Source organism: Streptomyces sp. NPDC001348 (assembly GCF_053597535.1).
The window spans coordinates 214,239-238,842 of sequence record NZ_JBSFIK010000009.1; the positions used below are offsets into that span (position 1 = coordinate 214,239).

General features: G+C 70.2%; 25 protein-coding genes. 6 read left to right on the top strand and 19 right to left on the bottom strand.

What is annotated here, in order from left to right:
- Nucleotides 1-37: 37 nt before the first annotated feature.
- The gene (locus ACWC21_RS13000) at nucleotides 38-940 is read right to left on the bottom strand and encodes an SAM-dependent methyltransferase (protein WP_450881030.1); all 903 of its coding nucleotides are present in this window, start codon (nucleotides 938-940) and stop codon (nucleotides 38-40) included.
- Nucleotides 941-1,045: 105 nt separating this feature from the next.
- The gene (hemB, locus tag ACWC21_RS13005; RefSeq protein WP_450881032.1) at nucleotides 1,046-2,050 is read right to left on the bottom strand and encodes a porphobilinogen synthase; all 1,005 of its coding nucleotides are present in this window, start codon (nucleotides 2,048-2,050) and stop codon (nucleotides 1,046-1,048) included.
- Between the two features lie 201 nt (nucleotides 2,051-2,251).
- Between hemB and ACWC21_RS13010 the strand changes: the two genes are divergently transcribed.
- Both ACWC21_RS13010 and ACWC21_RS13015 read left to right on the top strand, forming a co-directional pair.
- Nucleotides 2,252-2,512 (top strand): FitA-like ribbon-helix-helix domain-containing protein, encoded by a 261-nt coding sequence (locus ACWC21_RS13010; RefSeq protein ID WP_450881034.1) that lies wholly within the window; start codon nucleotides 2,252-2,254, stop codon nucleotides 2,510-2,512.
- The gene (locus ACWC21_RS13015; protein WP_450881036.1) at nucleotides 2,505-2,915 is read left to right on the top strand and encodes a type II toxin-antitoxin system VapC family toxin; all 411 of its coding nucleotides are present in this window, start codon (nucleotides 2,505-2,507) and stop codon (nucleotides 2,913-2,915) included. Before ACWC21_RS13010 ends, ACWC21_RS13015 begins: the two co-directional genes overlap by 8 nt.
- 63 nt (nucleotides 2,916-2,978) lie before the next feature.
- On the opposite strand, the gene ACWC21_RS13020 is transcribed toward ACWC21_RS13015, so the two are convergent.
- The 3 genes from ACWC21_RS13020 to ACWC21_RS13030 all read right to left on the bottom strand — a co-directional run bounded on the left by ACWC21_RS13020 (nucleotide 2,979) and on the right by ACWC21_RS13030 (nucleotide 7,031).
- Nucleotides 2,979-3,473, bottom strand: a complete 495-nt coding sequence (locus tag ACWC21_RS13020) for a hypothetical protein (RefSeq protein WP_450881038.1) — start codon at nucleotides 3,471-3,473, stop codon at nucleotides 2,979-2,981.
- 190 nt (nucleotides 3,474-3,663) lie between these two features.
- A complete protein-coding gene (locus ACWC21_RS13025) occupies nucleotides 3,664-6,630 on the bottom strand; it encodes a hypothetical protein (RefSeq protein ID WP_450881040.1) in 2,967 nt (988 codons plus the stop codon).
- 221 nt (nucleotides 6,631-6,851) lie between these two features.
- Nucleotides 6,852-7,031 carry a helix-turn-helix domain-containing protein gene (locus ACWC21_RS13030; RefSeq protein ID WP_450881084.1) on the bottom strand — a complete coding sequence of 60 codons (180 nt, stop codon included), beginning with the start codon at nucleotides 7,029-7,031 and terminating at the stop codon, nucleotides 6,852-6,854.
- Here ACWC21_RS13030 and ACWC21_RS13035 point away from each other — a divergent pair.
- The gene (locus tag ACWC21_RS13035; protein WP_450881086.1) at nucleotides 6,990-7,166 is read left to right on the top strand and encodes a hypothetical protein; all 177 of its coding nucleotides are present in this window, start codon (nucleotides 6,990-6,992) and stop codon (nucleotides 7,164-7,166) included. The genes ACWC21_RS13030 and ACWC21_RS13035 overlap by 42 nt on opposite strands.
- A gap of 297 nt (nucleotides 7,167-7,463) precedes the next feature.
- Here ACWC21_RS13035 and ACWC21_RS13040 read toward each other — a convergent pair whose 3' ends face one another.
- From ACWC21_RS13040 to ACWC21_RS13060, 5 genes are all read right to left on the bottom strand, one after another.
- The gene (locus ACWC21_RS13040) at nucleotides 7,464-9,173 is read right to left on the bottom strand and encodes a uroporphyrinogen-III synthase (RefSeq protein WP_450881042.1); all 1,710 of its coding nucleotides are present in this window, start codon (nucleotides 9,171-9,173) and stop codon (nucleotides 7,464-7,466) included.
- The gene (gene hemC, locus ACWC21_RS13045) at nucleotides 9,170-10,168 is read right to left on the bottom strand and encodes a hydroxymethylbilane synthase (protein WP_450881044.1); all 999 of its coding nucleotides are present in this window, start codon (nucleotides 10,166-10,168) and stop codon (nucleotides 9,170-9,172) included. Before hemC ends, ACWC21_RS13040 begins: the two co-directional genes overlap by 4 nt.
- Nucleotides 10,165-11,889 carry a glutamyl-tRNA reductase gene (locus ACWC21_RS13050; protein ID WP_450881046.1) on the bottom strand — a complete coding sequence of 575 codons (1,725 nt, stop codon included), beginning with the start codon at nucleotides 11,887-11,889 and terminating at the stop codon, nucleotides 10,165-10,167. Before ACWC21_RS13050 ends, hemC begins: the two co-directional genes overlap by 4 nt.
- The gene (locus ACWC21_RS13055) at nucleotides 11,886-12,647 is read right to left on the bottom strand and encodes a redox-sensing transcriptional repressor Rex (protein ID WP_450881048.1); all 762 of its coding nucleotides are present in this window, start codon (nucleotides 12,645-12,647) and stop codon (nucleotides 11,886-11,888) included. The genes ACWC21_RS13050 and ACWC21_RS13055 overlap by 4 nt, the downstream gene beginning before the upstream one ends.
- Before the next feature lie 234 nt (nucleotides 12,648-12,881).
- Nucleotides 12,882-13,154 carry a glutaredoxin family protein gene (locus ACWC21_RS13060; protein ID WP_450881050.1) on the bottom strand — a complete coding sequence of 91 codons (273 nt, stop codon included), beginning with the start codon at nucleotides 13,152-13,154 and terminating at the stop codon, nucleotides 12,882-12,884.
- A gap of 103 nt (nucleotides 13,155-13,257) precedes the next feature.
- Between ACWC21_RS13060 and ACWC21_RS13065 the strand changes: the two genes are divergently transcribed.
- From ACWC21_RS13065 to ACWC21_RS13075, 3 genes are all read left to right on the top strand, one after another.
- A complete protein-coding gene (locus tag ACWC21_RS13065) occupies nucleotides 13,258-14,211 on the top strand; it encodes an HAD family hydrolase (protein WP_450881052.1) in 954 nt (317 codons plus the stop codon).
- A gap of 300 nt (nucleotides 14,212-14,511) precedes the next feature.
- Nucleotides 14,512-15,291, top strand: coding sequence for an ECF subfamily RNA polymerase sigma factor, BldN family (locus ACWC21_RS13070; protein ID WP_450881054.1), 780 nt, complete (start codon nucleotides 14,512-14,514; stop codon nucleotides 15,289-15,291).
- A gap of 246 nt (nucleotides 15,292-15,537) precedes the next feature.
- Complete coding sequence (locus ACWC21_RS13075) at nucleotides 15,538-16,788, top strand: DUF5667 domain-containing protein (protein WP_450881056.1); 1,251 nt, start codon at nucleotides 15,538-15,540, stop codon at nucleotides 16,786-16,788.
- Between the two features lie 61 nt (nucleotides 16,789-16,849).
- On the opposite strand, the gene ACWC21_RS13080 is transcribed toward ACWC21_RS13075, so the two are convergent.
- The 9 genes from ACWC21_RS13080 to ACWC21_RS13120 form a co-directional block, all read right to left on the bottom strand.
- The gene (locus ACWC21_RS13080) at nucleotides 16,850-17,911 is read right to left on the bottom strand and encodes a lysophospholipid acyltransferase family protein (RefSeq protein ID WP_450881058.1); all 1,062 of its coding nucleotides are present in this window, start codon (nucleotides 17,909-17,911) and stop codon (nucleotides 16,850-16,852) included.
- 14 nt (nucleotides 17,912-17,925) lie between these two features.
- Complete coding sequence (locus tag ACWC21_RS13085) at nucleotides 17,926-18,987, bottom strand: NAD-dependent epimerase/dehydratase family protein (RefSeq protein ID WP_450881060.1); 1,062 nt, start codon at nucleotides 18,985-18,987, stop codon at nucleotides 17,926-17,928.
- Between the two features lie 198 nt (nucleotides 18,988-19,185).
- A complete protein-coding gene (locus tag ACWC21_RS13090) occupies nucleotides 19,186-19,284 on the bottom strand; it encodes a 30S ribosomal protein bS22 (RefSeq protein WP_003948845.1) in 99 nt (32 codons plus the stop codon).
- A 133-nt stretch (nucleotides 19,285-19,417) separates the two neighbouring features.
- Nucleotides 19,418-19,630: a helix-turn-helix domain-containing protein gene (locus tag ACWC21_RS13095; RefSeq protein ID WP_004984898.1), complete on the bottom strand. Its 213-nt coding sequence runs from the start codon at nucleotides 19,628-19,630 to the stop codon at nucleotides 19,418-19,420.
- Between the two features lie 129 nt (nucleotides 19,631-19,759).
- Nucleotides 19,760-20,575 (bottom strand): phosphatase, encoded by an 816-nt coding sequence (locus tag ACWC21_RS13100; RefSeq protein WP_450881062.1) that lies wholly within the window; start codon nucleotides 20,573-20,575, stop codon nucleotides 19,760-19,762.
- Between the two features lie 91 nt (nucleotides 20,576-20,666).
- Nucleotides 20,667-21,842 carry an acetoin utilization protein AcuC gene (locus ACWC21_RS13105; RefSeq protein WP_450881064.1) on the bottom strand — a complete coding sequence of 392 codons (1,176 nt, stop codon included), beginning with the start codon at nucleotides 21,840-21,842 and terminating at the stop codon, nucleotides 20,667-20,669.
- Entirely contained in the window at nucleotides 21,793-23,013 is a 1,221-nt protein-coding gene (locus ACWC21_RS13110) for an MFS transporter (RefSeq protein ID WP_450881066.1), read from the bottom strand. The genes ACWC21_RS13105 and ACWC21_RS13110 overlap by 50 nt, the downstream gene beginning before the upstream one ends.
- A gap of 80 nt (nucleotides 23,014-23,093) precedes the next feature.
- Nucleotides 23,094-23,783, bottom strand: coding sequence for a VC0807 family protein (locus ACWC21_RS13115; protein WP_450881068.1), 690 nt, complete (start codon nucleotides 23,781-23,783; stop codon nucleotides 23,094-23,096).
- Between the two features lie 69 nt (nucleotides 23,784-23,852).
- Nucleotides 23,853-24,497 (bottom strand): HAD family hydrolase, encoded by a 645-nt coding sequence (locus ACWC21_RS13120; protein WP_450881070.1) that lies wholly within the window; start codon nucleotides 24,495-24,497, stop codon nucleotides 23,853-23,855.
- Nucleotides 24,498-24,604 lie beyond the last annotated feature (107 nt).

Below are 24,604 nucleotides of genomic sequence, written 5' to 3' on the forward strand. Positions count from 1 at the left end.
GTTTCCGGGATGCGGACACGGCGGCCGTTCAGCCGGTTCAGGGCTTGGTGCCGACGGCCGCGTACACGTTGATGTCGGCGTCCGTGACGTCGTTGATGTCGGCGTACCGGACCTTGTCGATGGCGTCGAGGGTCGCCAGGTAGCTCGCCTCCGGCTGCTCGGGGACGGGGGCGGCGCCGTCCGGGCGCCAGTGGTGGGCCGGGACGACCCCCGGGTCGGCGAGCTCCAGGCCGGTGTCCGCGAAGAAACGCTCGACCTCCGCCTTGGAGCGCAGCACGAAGGTGAAGCCGCGTTCGGTGTAGGTCCGCTGGACCGCACGGATGTTGTCGGGGTTGAGGTCCTCGGTGAGGTGGCTGAGGACCAGTCGGCTGCCGGCGGGCAGCGCGTCGACGAGCTGCCGCACGATCGGGTGGGCCTCCTCGTCCTCGACGAAGTGCAGGATGGCCACCAGGCACAGTGCGATCGGCTGGTCGAAGTCGAGTGTCTTCGCGGCCTGTTCGAGTATGCGCGCGGGGTCCTTGAGATCGGCGTCGATGTAGTCGGTACGTCCCTCGGGGCCGCTGGTGAGCAGGGCGCGGGCGTGCGTGAGGACGACGGGGTCGTTGTCGACGTAGACGACCCGTGCGTCGGGGATGGTCCGCTGGGCGATCTGGTGGACGTTCTCGGCGGTGGGCAGGCCGGTGCCGATGTCGAGGAACTGGCGGATGCCGTCCCGCTCGGTCAGCGTGGTCACCGCGCGGCGCATGAAGTCGCGGTTGTGCCGTACGTCCAGGTAGCCGCGGGGGTTGGCGGCGAGTGCGGCGGCGGCCGCGTCACGGTCGACGGGGTAGTTGTCCTTGCCGCCGAGGAAGACGTCGTAGACCCGGGCCGGGTGGGCCCTGGTGGTGTCGATCCTCCTTCTCAGCTCGGCGGGGTCGTGGCTGAGGGCGTCGGCGGACATGGGGCGTCTCCCGGAGAGTCGGTCGGTCAGGGACAACCACTGAGCAACCTGCCAACTACCGGGGAGACTTGATGGTTCCCACAGCGCCCCCGGCGGCCGGGTCGCCTACCGGTCGCCCTGCCCCAGCTTCTGCGCGGCCTCGGTCGCCCAGTAGGTGAGGATGTTCCGGGCACCGGCCCGCTTGATGCCGGTCAGTGTTTCCATGATCGCCCGGTCCCGGTCGACCCAGCCCTTCTCGGCGGCGGCCTCGACCATCGAGTACTCGCCGGAGATCTGGTAGGCGGCGACGGGCACGTCCACGGCGTCGGCGACGCGGGCGAGGATGTCGAGGTAGGGGCCGGCGGGCTTGACCATCACCATGTCGGCGCCCTCCTGGAGGTCCAGCTCCAGTTCCCGCAGGGACTCGCGCCAGTTCGCGGGGTCCTGCTGGTAGGTCTTGCGGTCGCCCTGGAGGGAGGAGGCGACGGCCTCGCGGAAGGGGCCGTAGAAGGCGGAGGAGTACTTGGCGGTGTAGGCGAGGATCGCGACGTCCTCGCGGCCGATCTGGTCGAGCGCGTCGCGGACGACGCCGATCTGACCGTCCATCATCCCGCTGGGTCCTACCACGTGGGCGCCCGCGTCGGCCTGGACCTGGGCCATCTCGGCGTACCGCTCGAGGGTGGCGTCGTTGTCGACCCGCCCCTGCTCGTCGAGGACGCCGCAGTGGCCGTGGTCGGTGGTCTCGTCGAGGCACAGGTCGGACATCACCAGCAGGTCGTCGCCGACCTCGGCGCGGACGTCGCGGAGGGCGACCTGGAGGATGCCGTCCGGGTCGGTGCCGGGAGTGCCCAGCGCGTCCTTCTTCGACTCCTCCGGCACGCCGAAGAGCATGATCCCCGAGATCCCGGCCGCCACGGCTTCCGCCGCCGCCTTCTTCAGGCTGTCCCGGGTGTGCTGCACGACACCGGGCATGGCGGCGATCGGCACCGGCTCGCTCACGCCCTCCCGGATGAACGCCGGGAGGATGAAGTCGGCGGGGTGCAGCCGCGTCTCGGCGACCATCCGCCGCATGACGGGCGAGGTCCGCAGCCGCCGGGGACGCGTACCGGGGAAGGATCCGTACTTCGTCATGCCCTCTACGCTACGCCCGCCACTCCGGTGCCTTTACCGACGCCCAGTCGGCCCGGCCCGGCAGTGGGCGGTGCGGTCAGCGTTCGTCACCCGCCCAATGGACGCCGGTGCCGTACGCGACGGTCCGGGCCGACCTCGCCCACCACACGGTCAGAATGCATGCATAAGCAGCATTGCATGCATTGCTGGTATCGTTGGCTCATGACTGCCATCACCATCCGGGACGTCCCGGACCACGTCCTGACCTCCGTGAAGGTGCACGCCGCCCAGGCCGGCCAGTCCCTTCAGACATACGTCCTCGACCTGCTCGCCCACGACGCCGAGAAGGCCGCACCGCTCGCCCAGCAGGAGGGTGAGACCAAGGGACAGCAGTTCGTGCGCCGCCTGCGGGGTTCCGGTACCGAGCCCACCACTTCAACCATGAGCACCGACGATCTGATGGAGCTGCTACGCGGTGAGTAGGACATTGGTCGACACGTCCGTCCTGCTTGATGTCCTCCAGCAGGATCCCGTCTGGGAGCCATGGTCAGCCGCCAGACTCCAGGAGGCCATCGATGGCGACGGCGCCGTGATCAACGCGCTCGTCTACGCCGAAGTATCCATCCGCTACGCACGCATCGAAGAACTGGACGCTGTCCTTCATGGCTACCTGGACCGCGAGCCGCTGCCGTGGAGCGCGGCGTTCCTCGCGGGCAAGGCCTTCGTCCGGTACCGGCAGAGCGGAGGCGCCAAGACCGCTCCCCTTCCTGACTTCTACATCGGAGCCCATGCGGCTGTGAACGGCTACAGACTCCTCACCCGCAACCGGAAGGACTTCCGCTCCTATTTCCCGAAGCTGGAGATCATCTCTCCCGACAGCGAGTGATCGAACACTCAAGGGCTTTCCGGCCGAACCCCTGTCCGCGTTCCTGGACATCCCGTCCGGTCATCAGTGTCCGCCGATCCCCGCGAGCATACGGTCGACGATCTCCCTCCGGTCATTGGCGCGGGACGCCCGGGAACGGAACTCCTCCACGCGGCGGACCACGCTGAGCGGAACGTCCTCCGTCGCGGCTTTCGCCGCCTCGACCAGCGCGCCCAGCGCCTCCGGCTCGGGCATCCCGTAGAGGCGCGCGTAGGCCGCCAAGCGCATTCCGGCGTCCTGGGAGCGCAGCAACTCACCGGCATCGAAGTCGCGTACGCGCTGCGTCGCGCGCACCAGGCGGGCGAAGATCTGGTCCATGGTTCCGCGCCGGGCCGCCGCGCAGCTCCAGACGCACGTCACGTATTCGGCGACCAGGTCCCGGACCACGTCCCAGGCCGCACTGTCGTCCACGGCCCCACGGTCGGGACCGTCACCGACGAGAGCCGCGTTCGCCGTGCGCTCGACGGCCTCGATCCGTCGCTCGACCTCCCGGAACTCGCTCTTCCCGATGCCCGGCACCGCCAGGCGGCGATTTCGGGATTCCCGCAGCGATGGGCAGGATGCTGGATCCGCTCGCGAAATCTGCCTATAGCGCGAAGACTCACGGCCGTCGCCCAACCGTGCCAAGCAGCGCGTTCACCTGCGCACTCACGGCAACGCGGTCGCTACGGGGCTTGCCGAACTCGCTAGAACTCCACTTTGGAGCTGGTCAGTCAATACCCGGGCTCTCAGGGACCAGGGACTCCGTCACGAACCACCAGGTCGCACCCTGCCCCGCCCAGTACTGCGTCTCCCCCCGAGCAACCTCGAACTCGATCACAGGCTTCCCAGCCCCCGCACCCATCGTGCACCGCCGCTCCTGCGCTCCTCCGTTCTTCGCTGCCCTGCAGACGACCGGAGCGTCAAGGTAGTCGTTTAGGGACGCTCCCCAGGACACCAGCCACTGCGCAGATTCTCCCGAGACCAGATCGTCGTAGGCGAAAGGCGTTCCGTACTCTGTCGTGAAGCCTGCGGGCAGGGCGTAGAACCTGCCCCGGGTCCGCGAGTGTGCGGCGGCGGCCTTGACCAGTTCACGGACCGCCGACTCCGGGGACTTCGCCTGCGGGTAGGTGCGCACCCGAGGAGCTTCGTCGCAGTTCTCCATCCACGCAGGCCGCACGTCGTCGGGGGTCTGGTCACCAAACTGCGCGTAGGGCTTGAGCGTGGTGCCGTCCCAGCGGTACACCGTGTCCGTCCACTGCCGCTGATCGGGTGCGAGGAGGCCTGCGGCCTCGTACCCGGCGTCGGCAATTCCGCGTCCGCCCTGCGGGAGCGTGACGCACCCGAATGAACCGCCCATACCGTAACCGCCACCGGAAGCAAGGGGTGCTGGCTTCCCGTCGGGACGGTGAGCGACCGTCAAGGTATCACCGTCATGTCCGGGCTTGGGTCCGTACAGGAGAATTGGTCCCCAGTCGGTGTTCGCCCCCTCCAGCGTCCTCAGAAACAGGCCCTGCCGTCCATTGCCCTGGAAGTCGGCCAGCCACAGGGGCAGGGGCATAGATGCCTGTTCCCGGTCCGCCGGACTCGCCCCGGGGTCCGGGTTGAACCCGACCGTCTCCTCCGCCGAAGTCAGATGCTCGTAACGTCCGGTCGAGGCAATCTGCGCGATCAGGCCCCGGGAGGTGACATAGCCCGAGGACGCCCGGTGGCCCCACACCGCGATCCGGTCCTGCCGTCCGTCTCCGTCGAGATCGGGCGCCACCACCCAGATGCAGTTCGCCTCAGTCGGAATGCCGGCCGTCTCCAGCCGCAGCGAGGCACGGCACCGGAAGTTGCCATCCCTATCGGCGAGTTGCCCGGGCGCCTGGCCACCGGCCGGCGTGAACTTCCCGTGTGCGTCCGGCGCTAGAGGAGGAACGTCCAGCAGATCCTGATACCCGCCCGAGGCGGACTCCCAAGAACTGTAGCTGGGGAGATCTCCTGAGGAGATGAACTGGTGAACCGACGCGAGCGCCGTCAGCAGCGACTCGCCTTTGTCCAGAGTGTCGTAGGCCAGCACGACCCACCCGGCTGCCGGCGCCGACAGCTCCGCCACAACACGATTCACGGTCTTCTCTACGGCCTTCTTCACGTTCTTCATCAGTCCCGGATAGAGCCAGACGACCAACTTCGCCAAGTGGTCCGGCTTCAGCATCAAGTCCTTCAGCACCTCACCGACGAGCTTCACGCTCTCCACAAAGCCCTGGGACGTGTTCAGCCGCGACATCAGGTTCGTCTCACTCGTCCACGCCTTCAGGAGCGCCTTCGCCTCGTCCTCCCGCTCAGACGGACGCACCTCGAAACGCATGTCTGCCGCCAGCGACACCACCGGACCCACCAGCTGCGAAATGACTGTGTAGAACGTGCTGAGTGAAAGAGCACTGCCTACCCCGGCCGTGCGCTCCTGCGCAGGAAACGACGACATGTCCCCGCGCCCGTTACCTCGCGCGATTCCGTACAACGCCCGCTTAGCATCCCCCCGCAGGTCCGCTTCGGCTTCGCCGTCCTCCACGACCTTCGTGACCTCCACGACCTTGCTCTTCGGCATTTTCCCCACGTGACACAGACCGGCCAGCGACGCCACCGCGCACCCGCCGCGCTTCACAGCCGTGACCACATCCGCCAGCACCGCGGTCGTGATCTTCTCCATCCCGGGAAACTCCGCGGTCTGAGGAGGAACCGCCACCAGCGGCCGATCAGGGACGCTCGACCCGCCATCGGCGGCGTACGCCAGCAGCCATGCACCCCCTTGATTCACCGCCCGCACGTCAGAGCCGCCCTCACCCACCGCATGACCTGCACCGGCCGAGGACGCTGCACCAGTGCCTTGGCGGCACCACACCACCGACGGGTTGCTTCCCCGCGCCTCCGCCACCTGCGCTTCACCATCCTCGCAGCTCTTCCCAGTCTCCGCCGAAGCAGCCTCAGCCGCCGACGCGGACAGCAGGCCCGCCGATACCGCCTTACCCGCAACCGCGACCCTCGGCAACCCCACCAGAGCCTTCGACGGCCCACCGCTGGTCCCCGTCGCAGCGCGGATCGCAGCGACGCTCTCCGCCGCCGATGGAAGCGTCTTCGCCACCGCAGTCGTCTGCGCCTCCAACGCCCGCGTGAACGCCAGCATCGCCGCAGCCTCCCCACGCCTCGGCACCCCAGAAGACCGCGACTGGATCGACCGGCACACCTCCACACCAGCCGCCCTCAACGAACCCTTCACCGCAGGCGACTGCGCCAACTGGTACAACACCGCCACCTGCGCAGGATCAGACGTCGCCACCCCAGGCGCCATCAGAAGTCGGGAGAAAGCCGTCGACGCGCACGACACCTTCACTTTTCCCGTCTCCAGCACCCCCGGCCACGACCACACCGGAGACGCTCCGAGGAACTTCCGCGCCCGGTCATACGCCATGACGATCCCCGGGGCCCCATCCACTGCGTCGACCTCACCAGCCACCCCGGACGGCCCTCGGCGCAGGTCCGATTCCGAGCTGCCTAGCGCCAGCGTCGCCACCTTCCCAGTGGCGTCCCCCAGATCCACCCCCACATGCACCCGCGTGGTTGGCACCGCCGCCTCACGATCGTCCGGCGGCCAGAAATCACCGAATATCCCCCACCGAACGAGCCCCGCCACGATCGCAACCACAACAACAACCACGACACTCAACACAAGCCCGCGTCTACGCACCCACCATCTCCCCCCGGCCAGGCCTCCAGCCACTGCGCAACGAGCGCAGCGACACCACCTGACAAATTCCCGCCGAACGCCCCTGAGCGCAATCACGCGCGTCCGCCTGTCGGATTTTGCCCAGACTCCGGCTTGAGCTAACGACCCTGCGCTTTCGGTATCGGCGGCCTGCGGTTCTGCGTGCGCTGGCTTCAGCACCAACCAGCAGCAGTGAGGGCGGGGAGCCGTATGCATGGCAGGCGGACCACCGCGGAAATCGTCGGTTCTGTCCGGCCGCGCTCAAGTCGGGACAGCGTTGAGCGACTCGCGCACGTACGTTGCTCGACCTCGTGTACCGACCAGCCGAGGTTCTGGCGCAACTGGCGCAACAAGAAGGCCAGTTCGGGCCTGATCCGCTCGGCAACCCCTCCGTAGCCCCGCGCGAGGGCTTCCTGGACGGTGGCGGTGCGCTGCTCGGCAAGGTGTACAACCTGAAGTTGCCGGTCACGGTGTTCTCGCACGGCTAGCGCGACTCCACGACTCCAAGAACCCCCACGGCCCCGCCTCGCCCTCGCCCCCACCACCCGGGCGAGCTTCCTGCCGTACGCCTCTGGGGGCTGGCGCGCCCAACGCCGTTACACCACCAATTGGCAGATACGGGCCAGCATCCGAGCCCGCAACTTGCGGTTTCAGGGCATACGTCTGGCCCATAGCTGCCAATCGCACGCCTGTAACACCCCGGGCGGCAACGCAAGGTGGCGAGACCTGCCCCACGGCACGTCCCGCCACCCGCTCACGTTTACGGCGTCACACCGGTCACGACCTCACGTCGTCGACCGCCGCCTCCGCGCCCCCGGCCTCCGCTCGCTCGGCCGCGTGACCGGGTCGCCCGCCTCCAGTGCCGCGAGGCGGCGCTTGGTGCCGAAGTCGGCCAGGGCCTCCGCCAGCTTCAGGACGGACGGTTCGGGGGCCATGACGTCGACGCGCAGGCCGTGTTCCTCGGCCGTCTTCGCCGTGGCCGGGCCGATGCAGGCGATCACCGTCACGTTGTGCGGCTTGCCGGCGATGCCGACCAGGTTCCGGACCGTGGAGGAGGAGGTGAACAGGACCGCGTCGAAGCCGCCGCCCTTGATGGCCTCGCGGGTCTCCGCCGGAGGCGGCGAGGCGCGGACCGTGCGGTAGGCGGTGACGTCGTCGACCTCCCAGCCGAGCTCGATCAGGCCGGCGACCAGGGTCTCGGTCGCGATGTCCGCCCGTGGGAGGAACACCCGGTCGATCGGGTCGAAGACCGGGTCGTAGGGGGGCCAGTCCTCCAGGAGGCCGGCCGCCGACTGCTCGCCGCTCGGCACCAGGTCGGGCTTCACGCCGAAGGCGATCAGCGCCTTGGCGGTCTGCTCGCCCACCGCGGCCACCTTGATGCCGGCGAAGGCGCGCGCGTCGAGGCCGTACTCCTCGAACTTCTCCCGGACGGCCTTGACCGCGTTCACCGAGGTGAAGGCGATCCACTCGTAGCGGCCCGTCACCAGGCCCTTGACCGCGCGCTCCATCTGCTGGGGCGTGCGCGGCGGTTCGACGGCGATGGTCGGCACCTCGTGCGGGACGGCACCGTACGAGCGCAGCTGGTCGGAGAGCGAGACCGCCTGCTCCTTGGTGCGCGGCACGAGTACCTTCCAGCCGAACAGCGGCTTGGACTCGAACCACGACAGCTGGTCGCGCCGGGCGGTCGCGGAACGCTCGCCGACCACGGCTATCACCGGCCGGCCGCCGTCGGGGGACGGCAGCACCTTGGCCTGCTTGAACGTCTGCGCGATGGTGCCGAGCGTCGCCGTCCAGGTGCGCTGGCGGGTGGTCGTACCGGCGATGGTGACCGTCAGCGGGGTGTCCGGCTTGCGGCCGGCCGCCACCAGTTCACCCGCGGCGGCGGCCACGGAGTCCAGCGTGGTGGAGACGACGACCGTGCCGTCGGAGGCGCCCACCTCGGTCCAGCAGCGGTCGGACGCGGTACGGGCGTCCACGAACCGGACGTCCGCGCCCTGCGCGTCCCGCAGCGGCACACCGGCGTACGCGGGTACCCCGACGGCGGTCGCGATGCCGGGGACTACCTCGAAGGGCACTCCGGCGGAGGCGCAGGCGAGCATCTCCTCGGCCGCGTACGTGTCGAGTCCGGGGTCCCCGGACACCGCACGGACGACCCGCCTGCCGCCCCGCGCGGCCTCCATGACAAGATGAGCGGCATCCCGCGCGGGCGGGACGGCTGCGGTTGCTGACGTGCCGTCAACGACCGTCAGCTGGGGCGTGCCCGTGCCCGGACAGGGGTCCGCGGAAGGATCCGTGTCCGTGTGCACGACGGAGACGCCTTGCCTGGCGTGCGCGCGGATCACGTCGAGCACGTCGTGTTCGGCGACGAGGACGTCCGCGTTCGCCAGCGCCTCGACGGCGCGCAGAGTCAGCAGTCCCGGATCCCCGGGTCCGGCACCGAGGAAGGTGACGTGCCCGTGTTCCGGACCGGCGGCGGGAAGGGTGGTGGGGCTCAATGTGCTCGCTCCCCCATCAGACCGGCCGCGCCCTGGGCAAGCATCTCGGTGGCGAGTTCGCGACCGAGCGCCGTTGCCTGGTCATGTGTCCCGGGCACGGAACCGGTGGTGGACAGCTGCACCGTGCGGGTGCCGTCGGGGGTGCCGACGACGCCGCGCAGGCGCATTTCCTTGACAATCTGTTCGTCGGCGTGGGGGTCCCCCCGCTCGAGCGGAGCCGAGAGTGGGGGAAGGTCAGCTAGCGCGCCCACAGGGGCGCTGCAGCCGGCCTCCAGGGCGGCGAGCAGTGACCGTTCGGCGGTCACGGCGGCCCGGGTGAAGGGGTCGTCGAGTTCGCCGAGAGCGGCGATCAGGTCCGCGGCGTCCGCGGCGCACTCGATCGCCAGTGCCCCCTGGCCGGGGGCGGGCAGAACGGTGTCGACCGACAGGAAGTCGGTCACCTCGTCGATCCGGCCTATCCGGCTGAGGCCGGCGGCGGCGAGGACGACGGCGTCGAGTTCGCCGTCGTGGACGTATCCGATCCGGGTATCCACGTTGCCGCGGATCGGGACCGTGCGTATGTCCAGCCCGTGGGTGCGCGCGTACGCGTTCAGCTGCGCCGTGCGGCGCGGCGAACCCGTGCCGATGCGGGCCCCGCGGGGCAGGTCGGTGAACTTCAGCGCGTCCCGGGCGACGATCACGTCGCGGGGGTCCTCGCGGACCGGTATGGCGGCCAGCGCCAGTTCGTCGGGCTGCGTGGTCGGCAGGTCCTTCAGCGAGTGCACCGCGAAGTCGACCTCGCCCTTGAGCAGGGCGTCGCGCAGCGCGGTGACGAAGACGCCGGTGCCGCCGATCTGGGCGAGGTGTTCGCGGGAGACGTCGCCGTACGTGGTGATCTCGACGAGCTCGACGGGCCGCCCGGTCACCTGGCTCACGGCATCCGCCACTTGCCCGGACTGGGCCATGGCGAGCCTGCTCCGCCTGGTCCCGAGCCTCAGTGCCTTGGTGGTACTCATGCTGGCCCTCGGTTCTTGCCGTTCTTCTCGGAGTCTTGGTCGGCCCGGGAGACGGCGGCCACCGTCTCGGGGTCGAGGTCGAACAGGGTGCGCAGCGCGTCCGCGTACCCGGCGCCGCCGGGCTCGGCCGCGAGTTGCTTGACCCGTACGGTCGGCGCGTGCAGCAGTTTGTCGACGACGCGGTGCACGGCCTGGCGGATCTCGCCGCGCTGGCGGTCGTCCAGGTCGGGCAGCCGTCCGTGGAGCCGGGCGATCTCGCTGGAGACCACGTCGGCGGCCATGGTGCGCAGGGCGACCACGGTCGGCGTGATGTGCGCGGCCCGCTGAGCGGCACCGAAGGCGGCGACCTCGTCGGACACGATACGGCGTACCTGGTCGACGTCGGCCGCCATCGGTGCGTCGGCGGAAGCCTCGGCCAGCGACTCTATGTCGACCAGGCGCACTCCGGCCAATCGGTGCACGGCCGCGTCGATGTCGCGGGGCATGGCCAGGTCGAGGAGGAAGAGTGCGGGGGCGGGGCGGGGTATCTCCGCGACGGGCTCGGGCCTGCGGCGCTCGGGGATGCGTCCGCCGGTGGCGACGGTCGCGGCGAGCGCGGTGATCAGTTCGGCGTCGGCCTCGGGGCCGCGGCGGGCGGCGCCCCGCCGGTCGACGGTGGCGTTGTCCACCCAGGCGCCGTGCTGCTCGAGCGTCGCCGCGTCGATGCCCGCGACGGCGGCCTCCCCCATCACGGAGAAGCCGGTGGCGCCCGGCACCGCGGACAGGTCGAGCGGGCAGCCGTCGTCGGTGCCGAGGCCGGAGGTCGGCGACGGGGCCGGCCGTGTGTCGGCCGGGCCGGGGGCGGAGACGTCGCCGTGGGAGACCGTCACGGGCTCGCCGGTGCGGCCCTCGACCGCGTTCGCGATCGCCTCGGCGTCCAGGACCACACCCGTCGCCCCGGTGCAGGAGACGGCGATGTCGGCACGTGTCAGCTCGAGCGCGACGGCGTCCATCGGTACCGCGCGGGCCCGTACGGCCGTGTCGTCGCCCTCGGTGAGGATCTGTGCGAGGCGTTCGGCGCGGTCCTGGGTGCGGTTGGCGACGACGACCTCGGCGACCCCGGCGCGCGCGAGCGTGGCCGCGGCCAGGGAGGACATCGAGCCGGCGCCGATGACCAGGGCCTTCTTGCCGCGGGCCCAGGCCTCGACCGGTGTGCCGAGGGCCAGCTGCTCCAGGCCGAAGGTGACCAGGGACTGGCCGGCGCGGTCGATGCCGGTCTCGGAGTGGGCGCGCTTGCCGACCCTCAGGGCCTGCTGGAACAGGTCGTTGAGCAGGCGTCCGGCGGTGTGCAGGTCCTGTGCGCGGGCCAGGGAGTCCTTGATCTGGCCGAGGATCTGGCCCTCGCCGACGACCATCGAGTCCAGTCCGCAGGCCACCGAGAAGAGGTGGTGGACGGCCCGGTCCTCGTAGTGCACGTAGAGGTAGGGGGTGAGCTCGTCCAGGCCGACGCCGCTGTGCCGGGCGAGCAGCGTGGACAGCTCGGCGACACCGGCGTGGAACTTGTCCACGTCGGCGTACAGCTCGATACGGTTGCAGGTGGCGAGCAGGGCGGCCTCGGTGGCCGGTTCGGCGGCGACCGTGTCGTGCAGCAGCTTGACCTGGGCGTCCGTGGCGAGCGCGGCGCGCTCCAGGACGCTGACCGGGGCGCTGCGGTGACTCAGTCCGACGACGAGGAGGCTCATGCCGGCATCACGGCGGGCACGTCCCCGTCGGGTCCCTGGTCGGCGGACTTCGCGCGGGCGACGGTGGGCAGCGCGCCGTCGCCGGCGGCGATCTCCTCGCCGGCCTTGCGCTGCTCGTGGAAGGCGAGGATCTGCAGCTCGATGGAGAGGTCGACCTTGCGCACGTCGACGCCGTCCGGGACGGCCAGGACGGTCGGAGCGAAGTTCAGGATGGAGGTGACGCCGGCGGCGACGAGACGGTCGCAGACCTGCTGGGCGGCGCCCGCGGGGGTGGCGATGACGCCGATGGAGACCCCGTTGTCCTCGATGATCTTCTCGAGTTCGTCGGAGTGCTGCACGGGGATGCCGGCGACGGGCTTCCCGGCCATGGCGGGGTCGGCGTCGATCAGCGCGGCGACCCGGAAGCCGCGGGAGGCGAACCCTCCGTAGTTGGCGAGGGCGGCGCCGAGGTTGCCGATGCCGACGATGACGACCGGCCAGTCCTGGGTCAGGCCGAGCTCGCGGGAGATCTGGTAGACGAGGTACTCGACGTCGTAGCCGACACCGCGCGTTCCGTACGAACCCAGGTAGGAGAAGTCCTTGCGCAGCTTCGCGGAGTTCACTCCCGCGGCGGCGGCCAGCTCCTCGGAGGAGACCGTGGGCACCGAGCGCTCCGAGAGCGCCGTGAGGGCTCGGAGGTACAGCGGAAGCCGGGCGACGGTGGCCTCGGGAATCCCTCGGCTGCGGGTCGCCGGTCGGTGAGTTCGGCCAGTTGCCACGGTGCTCCTGCGGGTAGAGCGGGGCTGCAGGCGGTCACACGTCCCCAGACCGCCCCGTCGAAAGCAGGCTATGTCTTTGTGAACGCGTGCACAAAGATGGTGTCCGTTTTGCCCGCCCAACGTGACCGGGCTCACGCACCTCACTCGTGGGGGCAAAACCGACACACTCCTCGCGATTCCCGCCCCCGAGACCAAGCCGCCATCGATCCTAAGCCAGGTTCCGCATGACTTGGACTAGTCGGTCAGTTCCTTTCGGAGGCGGCTCTCGTCCACGCGCCAGAAGGTGTGCTGCCTGCCGTCGACCAGGACGACGGGGATCTGCTCCCAGTACTGGTCGTGCAGCGCCTGGTCCTGGGTGATGTCCTTCCGCTCCCAGGGCACGCCCAGATCGCCGCAGACCTTCTCGATCACGGCCTGCGCGTCGTCGCACAGATGGCAGCCGGGCTTCCGGATCAGGGTGACGAGCCGGTCGCGCGGCGCGCCCTTACGTCGAAAGAGGGGACTCATGCGGGCCATTCTCGCGCTGGTTTAACGGCACCGTCGCGGAGAGTTCACAGCGTCCCAACCTCGCCGCGCCGGAACCCCCGAACAAACTGGCTATGCTCACGCCATGGCCGCTCTCGGATGGCTCACTCCCCGTAGGCGCTCCGCCACGGCGCGGAGCGTGTTGGCAGGCGAGGCCTCGGCGGAGGCCGCGCGCAAGTCCTCGCAGGACCTTCTGGACGTGGTGGACACCCGGGACACCCGGGACACCGGCGTCACGGACCGGGAACCGGAGTTCCCGGTGCTCGGCGACGACAAGGCCGCCGCGTTCTTCGACCTGGACAACACGGTGATGCAGGGCGCCGCGCTGTTCCACTTCGGGCGGGGTCTGTACAAGCGCAAGTTCTTCGAGACCCGGGACCTGGCGAAGTTCGCCTGGCAGCAGGCCTGGTTCCGGCTGGCCGGGGTCGAGGACCCCGAGCACATGCAGGACGCGCGCGACTCCGCGCTGTCGATCGTCAAGGGCCACCGGGTGGCCGAGCTGGAGTCGATCGGCGAGGAGATCTACGACGAGTACATGGCCGACCGCATCTGGCCGGGCACCCGGGCGCTGGCCCAGGCCCATCTGGACGCGGGCCAGAAGGTGTGGCTGGTCACGGCGGCCCCGGTGGAGATCGCGCAGGTCATCGCGCGGCGGCTGGGCCTGACGGGTGCGCTGGGCACGGTGGCGGAGTCGGTCGACGGCGTCTACACCGGCAAGCTGGTCGGCGAGCCCCTGCACGGCCCCGCCAAGGCGGAGGCGGTACGCGCGCTGGCCGCGGCGGAGGGCCTGGACCTGTCCCGCTGCGCCGCCTACAGCGACTCCCACAACGACATCCCGATGCTCTCCCTGGTCGGCCACCCGTACGCCATCAACCCGGACGCCAAGCTGCGCAAGCACGCCCGGGACAAGGACTGGCGCCTGCGGGACTACCGCACCGGCCGCAAGGCGGCGAAGGTCGGCATCCCCGCGGCGGCCGGTGTCGGCGCCGTGGCGGGCGGCACCGCAGCGGCGATCGCCCTGCACCGGCGTCGCCGGTAGCCGACGCGCCCTCCCGCGCAGTCGAACACGGGTCGGGTGGGGGATACCTCATCCGTACCCCGACACGCCCGCGGTTCGCCGAAAACCGCGCCTTTCCGATCAGCAACCGATCACACTCCGATAGACGCACGGGCGTCAAACGGTTACGGAAGCGACGTAATCGGCGATTTGAGCAACTGGGTGTAGCAGCGCCTGTACGAAGCGTTATTCTCCTGGGACGCAAACCGGTACCCGACCGTCGCTACGACGGGTGAAAGGTCCCGCACTGCACGTGATGGAAGCTCTGCCTCTGGGAGTCCCGTGTACCCACACGTCGGGGTTGACGCCTCGGGCCTGGCTGCGCTGCGCGCGACGGTCGCGACGGCCAAAGCGTCGTTGCGCGACTTCGCCCCTACCGCGTACGCCGTCCCCGCCTTCGCCACCGCCGCGCCCGTAGGCCCGTGCTACGCACTGGCCGAGGGTGGCGCCACGGTGGGCAGACGAGGGCGCGCGACCGGCTCGGCCACCACGCGCCGCCCGGCCGCGGACAGCGACAGCGCCCGGATGATGGACCTCGTGGAGCGCGCCCAGGCCGGCGAGGCCGACGCCTTCGGACGGCTCTACGACCAGTACAGCGACACGGTGTACCGGTACATCTACTACCGGGTCGGCGGCCGGGCCACCGCCGAGGACCTCACCAGTGAGACCTTTCTGCGGGCCCTGCGCCGGATCGGCACCTTCACCTGGCAGGGCCGCGACTTCGGCGCCTGGCTCGTCACCATCGCCCGCAACCTGGTCGCCGACCACTTCAAGTCCAGCCGCTTCCGCCTCGAGGTCACCACCGGCGAGATGCTCGACGCCAACGAGGTCGAGCGCTCCCCCGAGGACTCGGTCCTGGAATCCCTCTCCAACGCCGCCCTCCTGGATGCCGTACGACGGCTCAACCCGCAGCAGCAGGAGTGCGTGACCCTCCGCTTCCTCCAGGGTCTGTCCGTCGCGGAAACGGCCCGTGTCATGGGCAAGAACGAGGGCGCCATCAAGACCCTCCAGTACCGGGCCGTGCGCACGCTCGCCCGGCTCCTGCCGGACGACGCGCGCTGAGCGCGACCCCCGCGCGGCGACGCTGGGCGCTGCCCAACTCACGCTGTGTGAAAGCCTTTTGCCTTTCCGATCCAGCCGTCCTTCGTCCGTAACCCAAGTGGCGCGCCAGTCGTTGTTCGGGATACAGGCTCCCTGCGGTCACGTCCTGGTCGACCCTGCTCACTCGTTCGTGTGGATCGGTCGAGGGCGTGCAACCCTCAGGACCCCCTGGGGAGTCGACCGTCATGACGAGAGGAGGTGCCGCCAGTGATCGCGAACGTATCGGCGCACCGGCGGGCGAACGCCTTCGCCCAGGCCCTGGAGGAGCAGTCGGACCGGGACACGGTGGCCGAGCAGACCGAAGGACCGGCGCGGCCGGACCAGGCCACCGCGGAACAGACCGAGCAGGGCCGGCTGTTGGCCCTCGCCGGAGGTCTCGGCGCGCTGCCCAAGCCGCAGCTCGACCCCGACGTCAAGGTCGTCCAGCGGGCTCAGCTGGTGGCCGCGATGGAGGCCATGCTGCGGGATGGCACCGCGGGCGAGGCGGCGGACCCTTCGGTGCCCGGGCAACGGTCTCATCGGGCCAGTGGCCATCGGGCGAGCCCGCTGGGGAAGTTGCGACCGCGTTCACGGCTGGCCAAGGGACTCGCCGCGGGCGGGCTCAGCGTCGGTGTGGCCGCGGGGGCGTTCGGCGGAGTCGCCGCCGCGAGTTCCGACGCCCTGCCCGGCGACTCGCTGTACGGCCTCAAGCGCGGCATCGAGGACTTCAAGCTCAACTACATGTCCGACGGGGACAGCGAGCGCGGTCGGCAGTATCTCGACCAGGCCTCGACCCGGCTGGGCGAGGCGCGGCGGCTGATGGAGCGCGGCCGCGGCGGGCACCTCGACCACGAGTCCATCGGTGAGATCCGCCGCACGCTGTCCGGCATGCGGCACGACGTGTCCGAAGGCCACCGGCTGCTGCACGCGGCCTACGAGCGCGACCCCGACTCGCTGGGCCCCATCCAGGTCCTCTCCGCGTTCTCACGGTCCCACCGCGAGGCCTGGGGCGCCCTCCGCGACAAGCTGCCGGTCCAGCTCGGGGACGTCAGTCAGCAGGTCTCTTCGGTGTTCGACGCCATAGACGAAGAGGTCGCCCCGCTGCAGTCCCTGCTCCCGCAGCAGCCCGCCCAGTCCGGCGACGGCAAACGGCAGGGCCCCGGCAGGACGCCCAGCGGTTCCTCCGGCACGCACCGGTCGGCCACACCCGGCGACGGCTCCGCCTCCGGCCACCAGTCGAGCCCCGGCAGCCCCAGCGGCTCCGCCTCCGGCAGCACCGGCGACGGTCTGATCGACGGCAGCACGGGAGGACTGCTGGACCCGCCGAAGAGCAGCGGCAGCGCCTCCCCGTCCACCAGCAAGGGCCCGATCCCCGCGCCGGACGTCACCGTCCCGCCCCTGCTTCCGGGCCTCCTGCCCGGCCTGGGCATCGACGGGGAGAACAACAGCGGCAGCAGCGGCAGCAGCAACAACAACTAGCGGTACGAGAGCGGGGGCGCCCACGCCACGAGGGGCGCCCCCGTTCGCCGTACCGGCCCTCTCAGAAGAACACCGACCGCCGCTGCACCAGCAGCTTGTACAGCGTGTGCTGGATCTGTTCCCTGACCTGGTCGGTGAGGTTGAACATCAGCATCGGGTCCTCGGCGGCCTCCGGCGGGTAGCCGTCCGTGGGGATCGGCTCGCCGAACTGGATCGTCCACTTCGTGGGGAGCGGGATCGCGCCCAGCGGGCCCAGCCACGGGAAGGTGGGGGTCAGCGGGAAGTAGGGGAAGCCGAGGAGACGCGCGAGGGTCTTGGCGTTGCCCAGCATCGGGTAGATCTCCTCCGCCCCGACGATCGAGCAGGGGATGATCGGAACGCCCTGGCGCAGGGCCGTGGAGACGAAGCCGCCCCGGCCGAACCGCTGGAGCTTGTAGCGCTCGCTGAAGGGCTTCCCGATGCCCTTGAAGCCCTCCGGCATCACCCCGACCAGCTCGCCCTGTCCCAGCAGGCCCTCCGCGTCCTCCGCGCACGCCAGGGTGTGGCCCAGCTTGCGGGCGAGCTCGTTGACCACCGGCAGCACGAAGACCAGGTCGGCGGCGAGCAGCCGCAGATGCCGGTTCGCCGGATGGTGGTCGTGCACGGCGACCTGCATCATCAGGCCGTCCAGCGGCAGCGTCCCGGAGTGGTTGGCGACGATCAGCGCACCGCCCTCGGCCGGGATGTTCTCGACGCCCTTCACCTCGACCCGGAAGTACTTCTCGTACACCGGGCGCAGCAGGGACATCAGGACCTGGTCGGTGAGCTCCGCGTCGTAGCCGAAGTCGTCGACCTCGTAGTCCCCGGTGAGCCGGCGGCGCAGGAAGGACAGGCCGCTGGCGAGACGCCGTTCCAGGTCGCCGGCGGGGCCCGCGGCCTCCGGCTGCTCGAGCGGGGTCTCCTCGCCGGTCACGGGGGCCTCCTCCGGCGTGGCCGCCCGGTTGGACAGCGGCTGGACCTCCCGGACCACGCCTCCTTCCGCGTTCCCCAGCCGGCTCCCGGCGCTCCGGCGCCGCGGCGGCCGCTGCGCGGCGCCCCCGCGGGGCCGGTCGTCGTCGAAGGGAATGACCTTGGCGTCCGCCATCGTTGCTGCGCTCCTCAGTTGGCGCTGTGCGTCGGGAGGTGGCCGCTGCCCCGCAGGGACAGCGCGGCGATCCGGTCGACGGCCCCCGAGAGGGCCTCCGGCGGCAGCAGCCCGGGGCCGCGGCTGCGGGCGAAGTCCGCGAACGTCTCCGCGGTCGTGTACTTCGGCTGGAATCCGAGCGTCTCTCGCATCTGGTCGGTCGCCACCACCCGCCCGTGGGTGAGCAGCCGGATCTGCTCGGGCGAGAAGTCCGTCATTCCCAGCGTACGCACCAGGGAGCCGGCCCACGTCACGGCGGGCAGCAGCAGCGGCACCGTGGGGCGGCCCAGCCTCCTGGAGCACTGCGAGAGCAGCAGGACGCCGTCGCCGGCGACGTTGAAGGTGCCGCTGTTGAGCGTGCCCCGGCGTGGCTCGTGCGAGGCGATCCTGAGCACCTCGATCACGTCGTCCTCGTGCACGAACTGCAGCCGCGGGTCGTAACCGAACACGGTCGGCAGGACGGGCAGCGAGAAGTAGGAGGCCAGGGGGGTGTCCGCGTTCGGCCCGAGGATGTTGGCGAACCTCAGCACGCACACGGCGACGTCCGGCCGCCGGCGCGCGAAGCCCCGTACGTATCCCTCCACCTCGCAGACGTCCTTGGCGAAGCCGCCGCTGGGCAGGGACTTGGCGGGGGTGGTCTCGGTGAACACCGCCGGGTCGCGGGGCGCGGAGCCGTACACGTTCGTACTGGACTTCACCACCAGCCGTTTCACCGTCGGCGACTTCTGGCAGGCGCCGAGCAGCTGCATGGTGCCGATGACGTTGGTCTCCTTGACCGTGGTCCGGCTGCCGGTGCCCAGCGCCATGCCGGTCACGTCCATGTGGACGACCGTGTCGGCGCCCGTCTCGGCGAGCACGCGCGCGATGGTCGGCTGCCGGATGTCGGCCTGGATGAAGTCGGCGCCGCCCAGGTGGTGCTCGGGCTGCACCGCGTCCACGGCGACGACCCGGTCCACTTCCGGGTCACGCTGGATGCGTCGTACGAAACGGCCCCCCAGTTGACGGGCCACTCCGGTCACGAGCACGACCTTTCCCAAGATCAGCGCCTTCCTTCCAGCCCTCGTCCCAGACGTAGTCCAGCCCGCGTTCCCCGTGTGCGGCCAACTTAGCGGGTGGATGTTGCCCTGTGATGACCGCCCGGCGCCGGGGTGGCGGAATTCCCCCTTGGGAACATGACTGTGGCCCCCCACCGGTTTCCCCGTGGGAGGCCACAAAGCCGCGCTCTCGGGCGTCGGCTACTTCTTGTTGCGACGCTGAACGCGCGTGCGCTTGAGCAGCTTGCGGTGCTTCTTCTTGGCCATCCGCTTGCGCCGCTTCTTGATAACAGAGCCCACGACTACCCTCGCTCACTTCTCATCACTCGGTGCTGGGCGCCATGGGCCCATACGACCTACGAGGGGCTAGCCTACCCGTCCGAGCGCTGAGGTCGTAATCGAGGTGTTCCGGAGGGGTCTCCGGCGGTCGCCGTCAGGCGGTTTCCACCCCCACATAGCTCTCGCGAAGGTACTCGTGTACCGCTTGCTCCGGGACTCGGAAGGACCTCCCGACCCGGATGGCGGGCAGATGACCGCTGTGCACCAGCCGGTACACGGTCATCTTCGACACTCGCATCACCGAGGCGACCTCCGCCACGGTAAGGAACTGAACCTCGTTCAGAGGCCTCTCGCCAGCTGCAGCCATGACACACCTGAACCTTCCGCACTCGACGGCCACCGGCTTCCCCTTCCGGTGACTCTTCGTCGTTGCGTGCTCACTCCCCAATGTAGGGGCGGGTGATGCGAGTGGGGAAGAGGTGCACCCATCGGCGGCCTACTGTGACAGACACGCTCGATTGAGTACGTAGCGGGTAAGCGGACGGTAGTAAGAAGACCGCACCGCGTCATCAAGTGGAACGGCGACCGACACCGAGCCCTCGGCCTCCCCCACGAACGGCGCCGGATCGTCCGTGTCGGCCAACCCGATGGCCTCGAAGCCCAGCTGACCTGCACCGCAGACCCAGCCGTGGTCCCCGATCACCAACGCCGGCAGCGGGCCTCCCGTGTCGGCGGCCGCGGCGAGCGCGGTCCGAAGCGGGAGCGGTGAGTGCGTGTGTGCGCCGGGCTCACAACCGGGGCGTTCCGCTGCCGGGTCTCGCAGCAGCGCGACGCCCCGTACGTAATCGAGGTTGTAGGTGCGTAGGCCGAACCGGGTCGTTATGTCGACACAGCGACCCTGCGCCGGTGTGAGGACTTCACATCCCGCCGCCGACAGGGCGTCCGCCAAAGCGGCGTAGAAACCGAGGAGCCGATGGGGGTGCCCGGTTCCCAGCAGCACCGGCGCCCGACACCGTGCGACCGTCGCGACCCGCTCCGCGAAGGCGTCCAGCGCGGCCAGCGTCCGCTCCGGGTCGATCACATCATGCCCTGAAATATGTGCAGGATCGGCCGAAACCCCACACTTGTCCGCCATCAGCGCGATCAGGTCCCGCATCCCCCACGACCACTCCGGATCGATCCCGATCAACACCCTGGGATCCCGAGCGGCGAAGAGCCGATACCTGCGCAGGCTCTCCTCCCTGAGGGTCGCCACGGTCCCGGCAAGCCGGGCAGCCAACAGATGCGCGCGCAGTGCTCCCGTGCTCAACACGGGAGCGATGCTGACGGACGGGACGCCCCGGGGTGGGGGAAACGGGCGAAGACCGCACGGTTGGCGCAACGCTTTCCGGGCACGAGGCCCCCTACGGCAGCAGCCCCCGCAGTGGAAACGCCGCCCGCCGGGTCGCCAGTACCGCCTGGTCCAGCCGGTCCGCCGGGTCGTACCCCTCCTCCCACGCGGCCCACTCCACCGGCCATCGCCCGTCGGTCATCCGGGCCGGCGCCAACTGCCGCGTACGCGCGAAGACCTCCTGCCGCCACCCGTCCGGGATCACCGCCTCGGGCGCGATCTCCCGCCCCGCCGCGATCCCGACCAGATGCGTCCACGACCGCGGCACCACCTCCACCACCGCGTATCCGCCCCCGCCGAGCGCGACCCACTTGCCCCCGGCGTACTCGTGGGCCAGCGAATGACACGCCACCTGCACCGCCCGCTGCGCGTCCAGCGACACCGCGAGGTGAGCGAGCGGGTCCTCGAAGTGCGTGTCCGCCCCGTGCTGCGTCACCAGCACCTGTGGCCGGAAGTCTGCGACCAGCTCCGGCACCACCGCGTGGAACGCCCGCAGCCACCCCGCGTCCCCGGTCCCCGCCGGCAGCGCGAGATTCACGGCCGACCCCTCGGCCGGCCCCGCCGCCCCGGTCTCCTCCGGCCACCCGGTCTGCGGGAACAACGTACGGGGATGCTCGTGCAGGGAGATCGTCAGAACCCGCGGATCCTCCCAGAACGCCGCCTGCACCCCGTCCCCGTGGTGCACGTCGACGTCCACGTACGCGACCCGCTCCGCCCCCAGCTCCAGGAGCCGTGCGATCGCCAGCGCCGCGTCGTTGTAGATGCAGAACCCCGAGGCACCACCCGGCATCGCATGGTGCAGCCCGCCCGCGAAGTTCACACCGTGATCGGCGTCCCCCCGCCACACGGCCTCCGCCGCCCCCACCGACTGCCCCGCGATCAACGCGGACACCTCGTGCATCCCGGCGAACGCGGGATCGTCCATCGTCCCCAGCCCGTACGACCCGTCCGCCGCGCGCGGATCCGCCGACGCGGCCTTCACCGCCTCGATGTAGTCCTGCCGGTGGACCAGCCGCAGCGTCGACTCACCGGCGGGTTTCGCCGCGACGACGTCCACCTCCCGGTCGAGCCCGAAGGCCCCCACCAGTCGCCGGGTCAGCTCCAGCCGGACCGGATCCATCGGATGGTCCCGGCCGAAGTCATAGCCCGTTACTGCCTCGTCCCACATCAGCTGTGCGCGGCCGCTCATGCCCGCCACCGTATCGGTCCGGTTGAGTCTCGAACGACCTGGCGTACACCAACGTCACCAGCACCAACACCATGGGCACGAGCATCGCCCCGCGATAGCTCCAGGCGTCCCCCAGCGCCCCCACCAACGGCGAACCGACGAGGAAACCCACGTAGTTGAAGATGTTCAGCCGCGCGATGGCCGCGTCCGACGCCCCCGGGAAGAGCCGTCCCGCGGCCGCGAAGGTCTGCGGCACCAGCACGCACAGCCCCAGACCCAGCAGGGTGAACCCCAGCATCCCCACCCACGCACCCGGAGCGGCGGCGACCACCGCGAACCCCAGCGCCGCCACCAGCGCCCCCAGCCGTACGACGACCGCGGCCCCGAACCGCCGCACCCCGAAGTCCCCGATGGTCCGTCCCAGCAGCGTGGTCACCATGTACACGTTGTACGGGACGGTCGCGAGCTGCTCCGAACTCCCCAGCGTGTCCTGCAAGTACTTCGCGCTCCAGTTGGAGACGGTGGAGTCCCCGATGTACGCGAACGACATCACCAGGCACAGCGGCAGCAGCAGCTTGAAGACGACTCCCCCGCCGCTGCGCTGCTCCTCCCCGCCGTCGTCCACCGGCCCCGGGGCCCCGTCGACGTACCACCGGCTGCCGAGCAGGGCCGCCGGCAGCAGCACCGCCACGACCGGCAGGTACGACACCCACAGCGCCAGATGCCAGTGCGCCCCCACCCAGGCCAGCGAGGCCCCGACGATACCGCCCAGGCTGTACGCCGCATGGAAGCTGAGCATGATGCTGCGCCCGTACGTCCGCTGCAGGCTCACCCCGAGCATGTTCATCGAGGCGTCCAGCGCCCCGACCGCCAGCCCGAAGCACGCCAGGGCCGCCCCCAGCTCGGCCATCTGCCCGCCCGCCCCCACACCCAGCAGCGCCAGCAGCACCACCGGCTGGGACCACCGCAGCAGTCGGCTGGGCCGTATGCGCCGCACCAGCTGCTCCGTGGTCACGCTGCCGACCCCGGCGAGGATCGGCACCGCGGCCAGGAAGACGGGAAGCAAGCCGTCGGAGACGCCGTACCGGTCCTGGATCGCCGGGATGCGCGTCACCAGCAGCGCGAACGTGGCACCCTGCGCGAAGAAGCTGAACGCCAGCGAGGCCCTGCCGCGCCGCAGCACATCTGTCATGGCGGCGAGCGTAGGGCCCCGGCGTACCGGTGGGTAGATCAAGCCAAAGATGAATTTCACTCAGCTCTGCGCGCGGGCGCTCAGCTGACCAGAGCGAGCTCGCGCTTCCCGGCCGCGTTCGCCGCCTCGCCCCGCACCAGGGCCTCCATCGGCCCGGCGCCGAGCGCACCGCCCACGACGATGCCGATGAGGACCGCGACGGCCATGATGACTCCGCCCAGCCACACCATGGTGTCCACGGGGAGCGTGTAGGCGCCCACGATCCGCACGACGCACTCGGCGAGCAGCGCCGCGCCCCAGACGATCGAGAAGGCCCGCTCCTTGCGCAGGAAGTCCGCCGAGCCGGCCGCGGCGCCCGACGCCAGCCGCTGCCAGGCGGCCTCCTTGGCGGCGTCGCCCTTCACGAGGAACGGCTTCAGGCCCGCGGTCATCATGGGCTTGCCGAGCAGCACGGAGACCAGGATCCCGACCGCGACCGTGCTGCTGACCGCGCTGTCCTTGGCGAGCATCAGCCGCGGGTCGCCGGAGACGAAGCTGAGCAGCAGCGAGACGACGTTCACCACCAGGATGAGCCCGGCGAGACCGTTGGTCTTCCGTTCCCTGACCGTGCTCCACAGGGTCCGCAGGGCCGGCACCACGCTGCTCCAGGCGAGCGCCCCGAACGTGCTCATCCCGAAGGCGTCCTTGAAGAGGTAGTACGACCCGAGAGGCACCGCGACATCCACGATCAGCGGGAGGAAGGGCTTCTGCTTGCTCGTCTTCGTCGTCATGCCCTCAGCTTCGCCGAGTGGGCAGGTACCGCGGTAGAAACGATCGTCCAGCGCTCGGCATGACATCTGTCAGGCCAGCAGGGAGGTCAACTCATCCATGTCGGAGAACAGTTGATCGGCGTCCGCGAGCTTCGCCGGAGGGGTCATCGCGGTGAACCCGTACACCTCCATCCCGGCCGCCCTGGCTGCCTGGACCCCCAGCGGACTGTCCTCGACGACCGCGCACCGCTCCGGGGCGACCCCCATCCGGTCGGCCGCGTGGAGGAACAGGTCGGGGGCCGGCTTGCCCCGTCCCACATCCTGCGAGCTGAAGATCCGGGACGCGTCGAACCACCGGTCGAGCCCCGTCGTCCGGTGTCCCACCCGGATCCGCTCATGGCTCCCGGAGGACGCCACGCAGTACGGCACTCCGTCCGCGGCCAGCTTCTCCAGTACGCCGCTCGCGCCGGCCACCGGCTTCAACTCGCGCTCGAACGCGGCGAACACGCGCGCGTGGAAGACGTCGTCGAAGTCGTCCGGCAGCCGCTGACCCGTGCGCTCCATGACCAGTTCGTGGATCCGGTGCATCGCCGAGCCCATGTAGTCGCGGATGGAGTCCTCGTACGTCGTCGGATGCCCGAGCTCGGTGAGGTAGGCGGCCAGGAGCCGGTTGGAGATGGGCTCACTGTCGACGAGGACGCCGTCGTTGTCGAAGATGATCAGGTCATAGCGCATAGCCAGACCCTAAACGCAGAAAACCCCCGCACCGTGTGGTGCGGGGGTTTTCCCAAGAATTGTTCGGCGGTGTCCTACTCTCCCACAGGGTCCCCCCTGCAGTACCA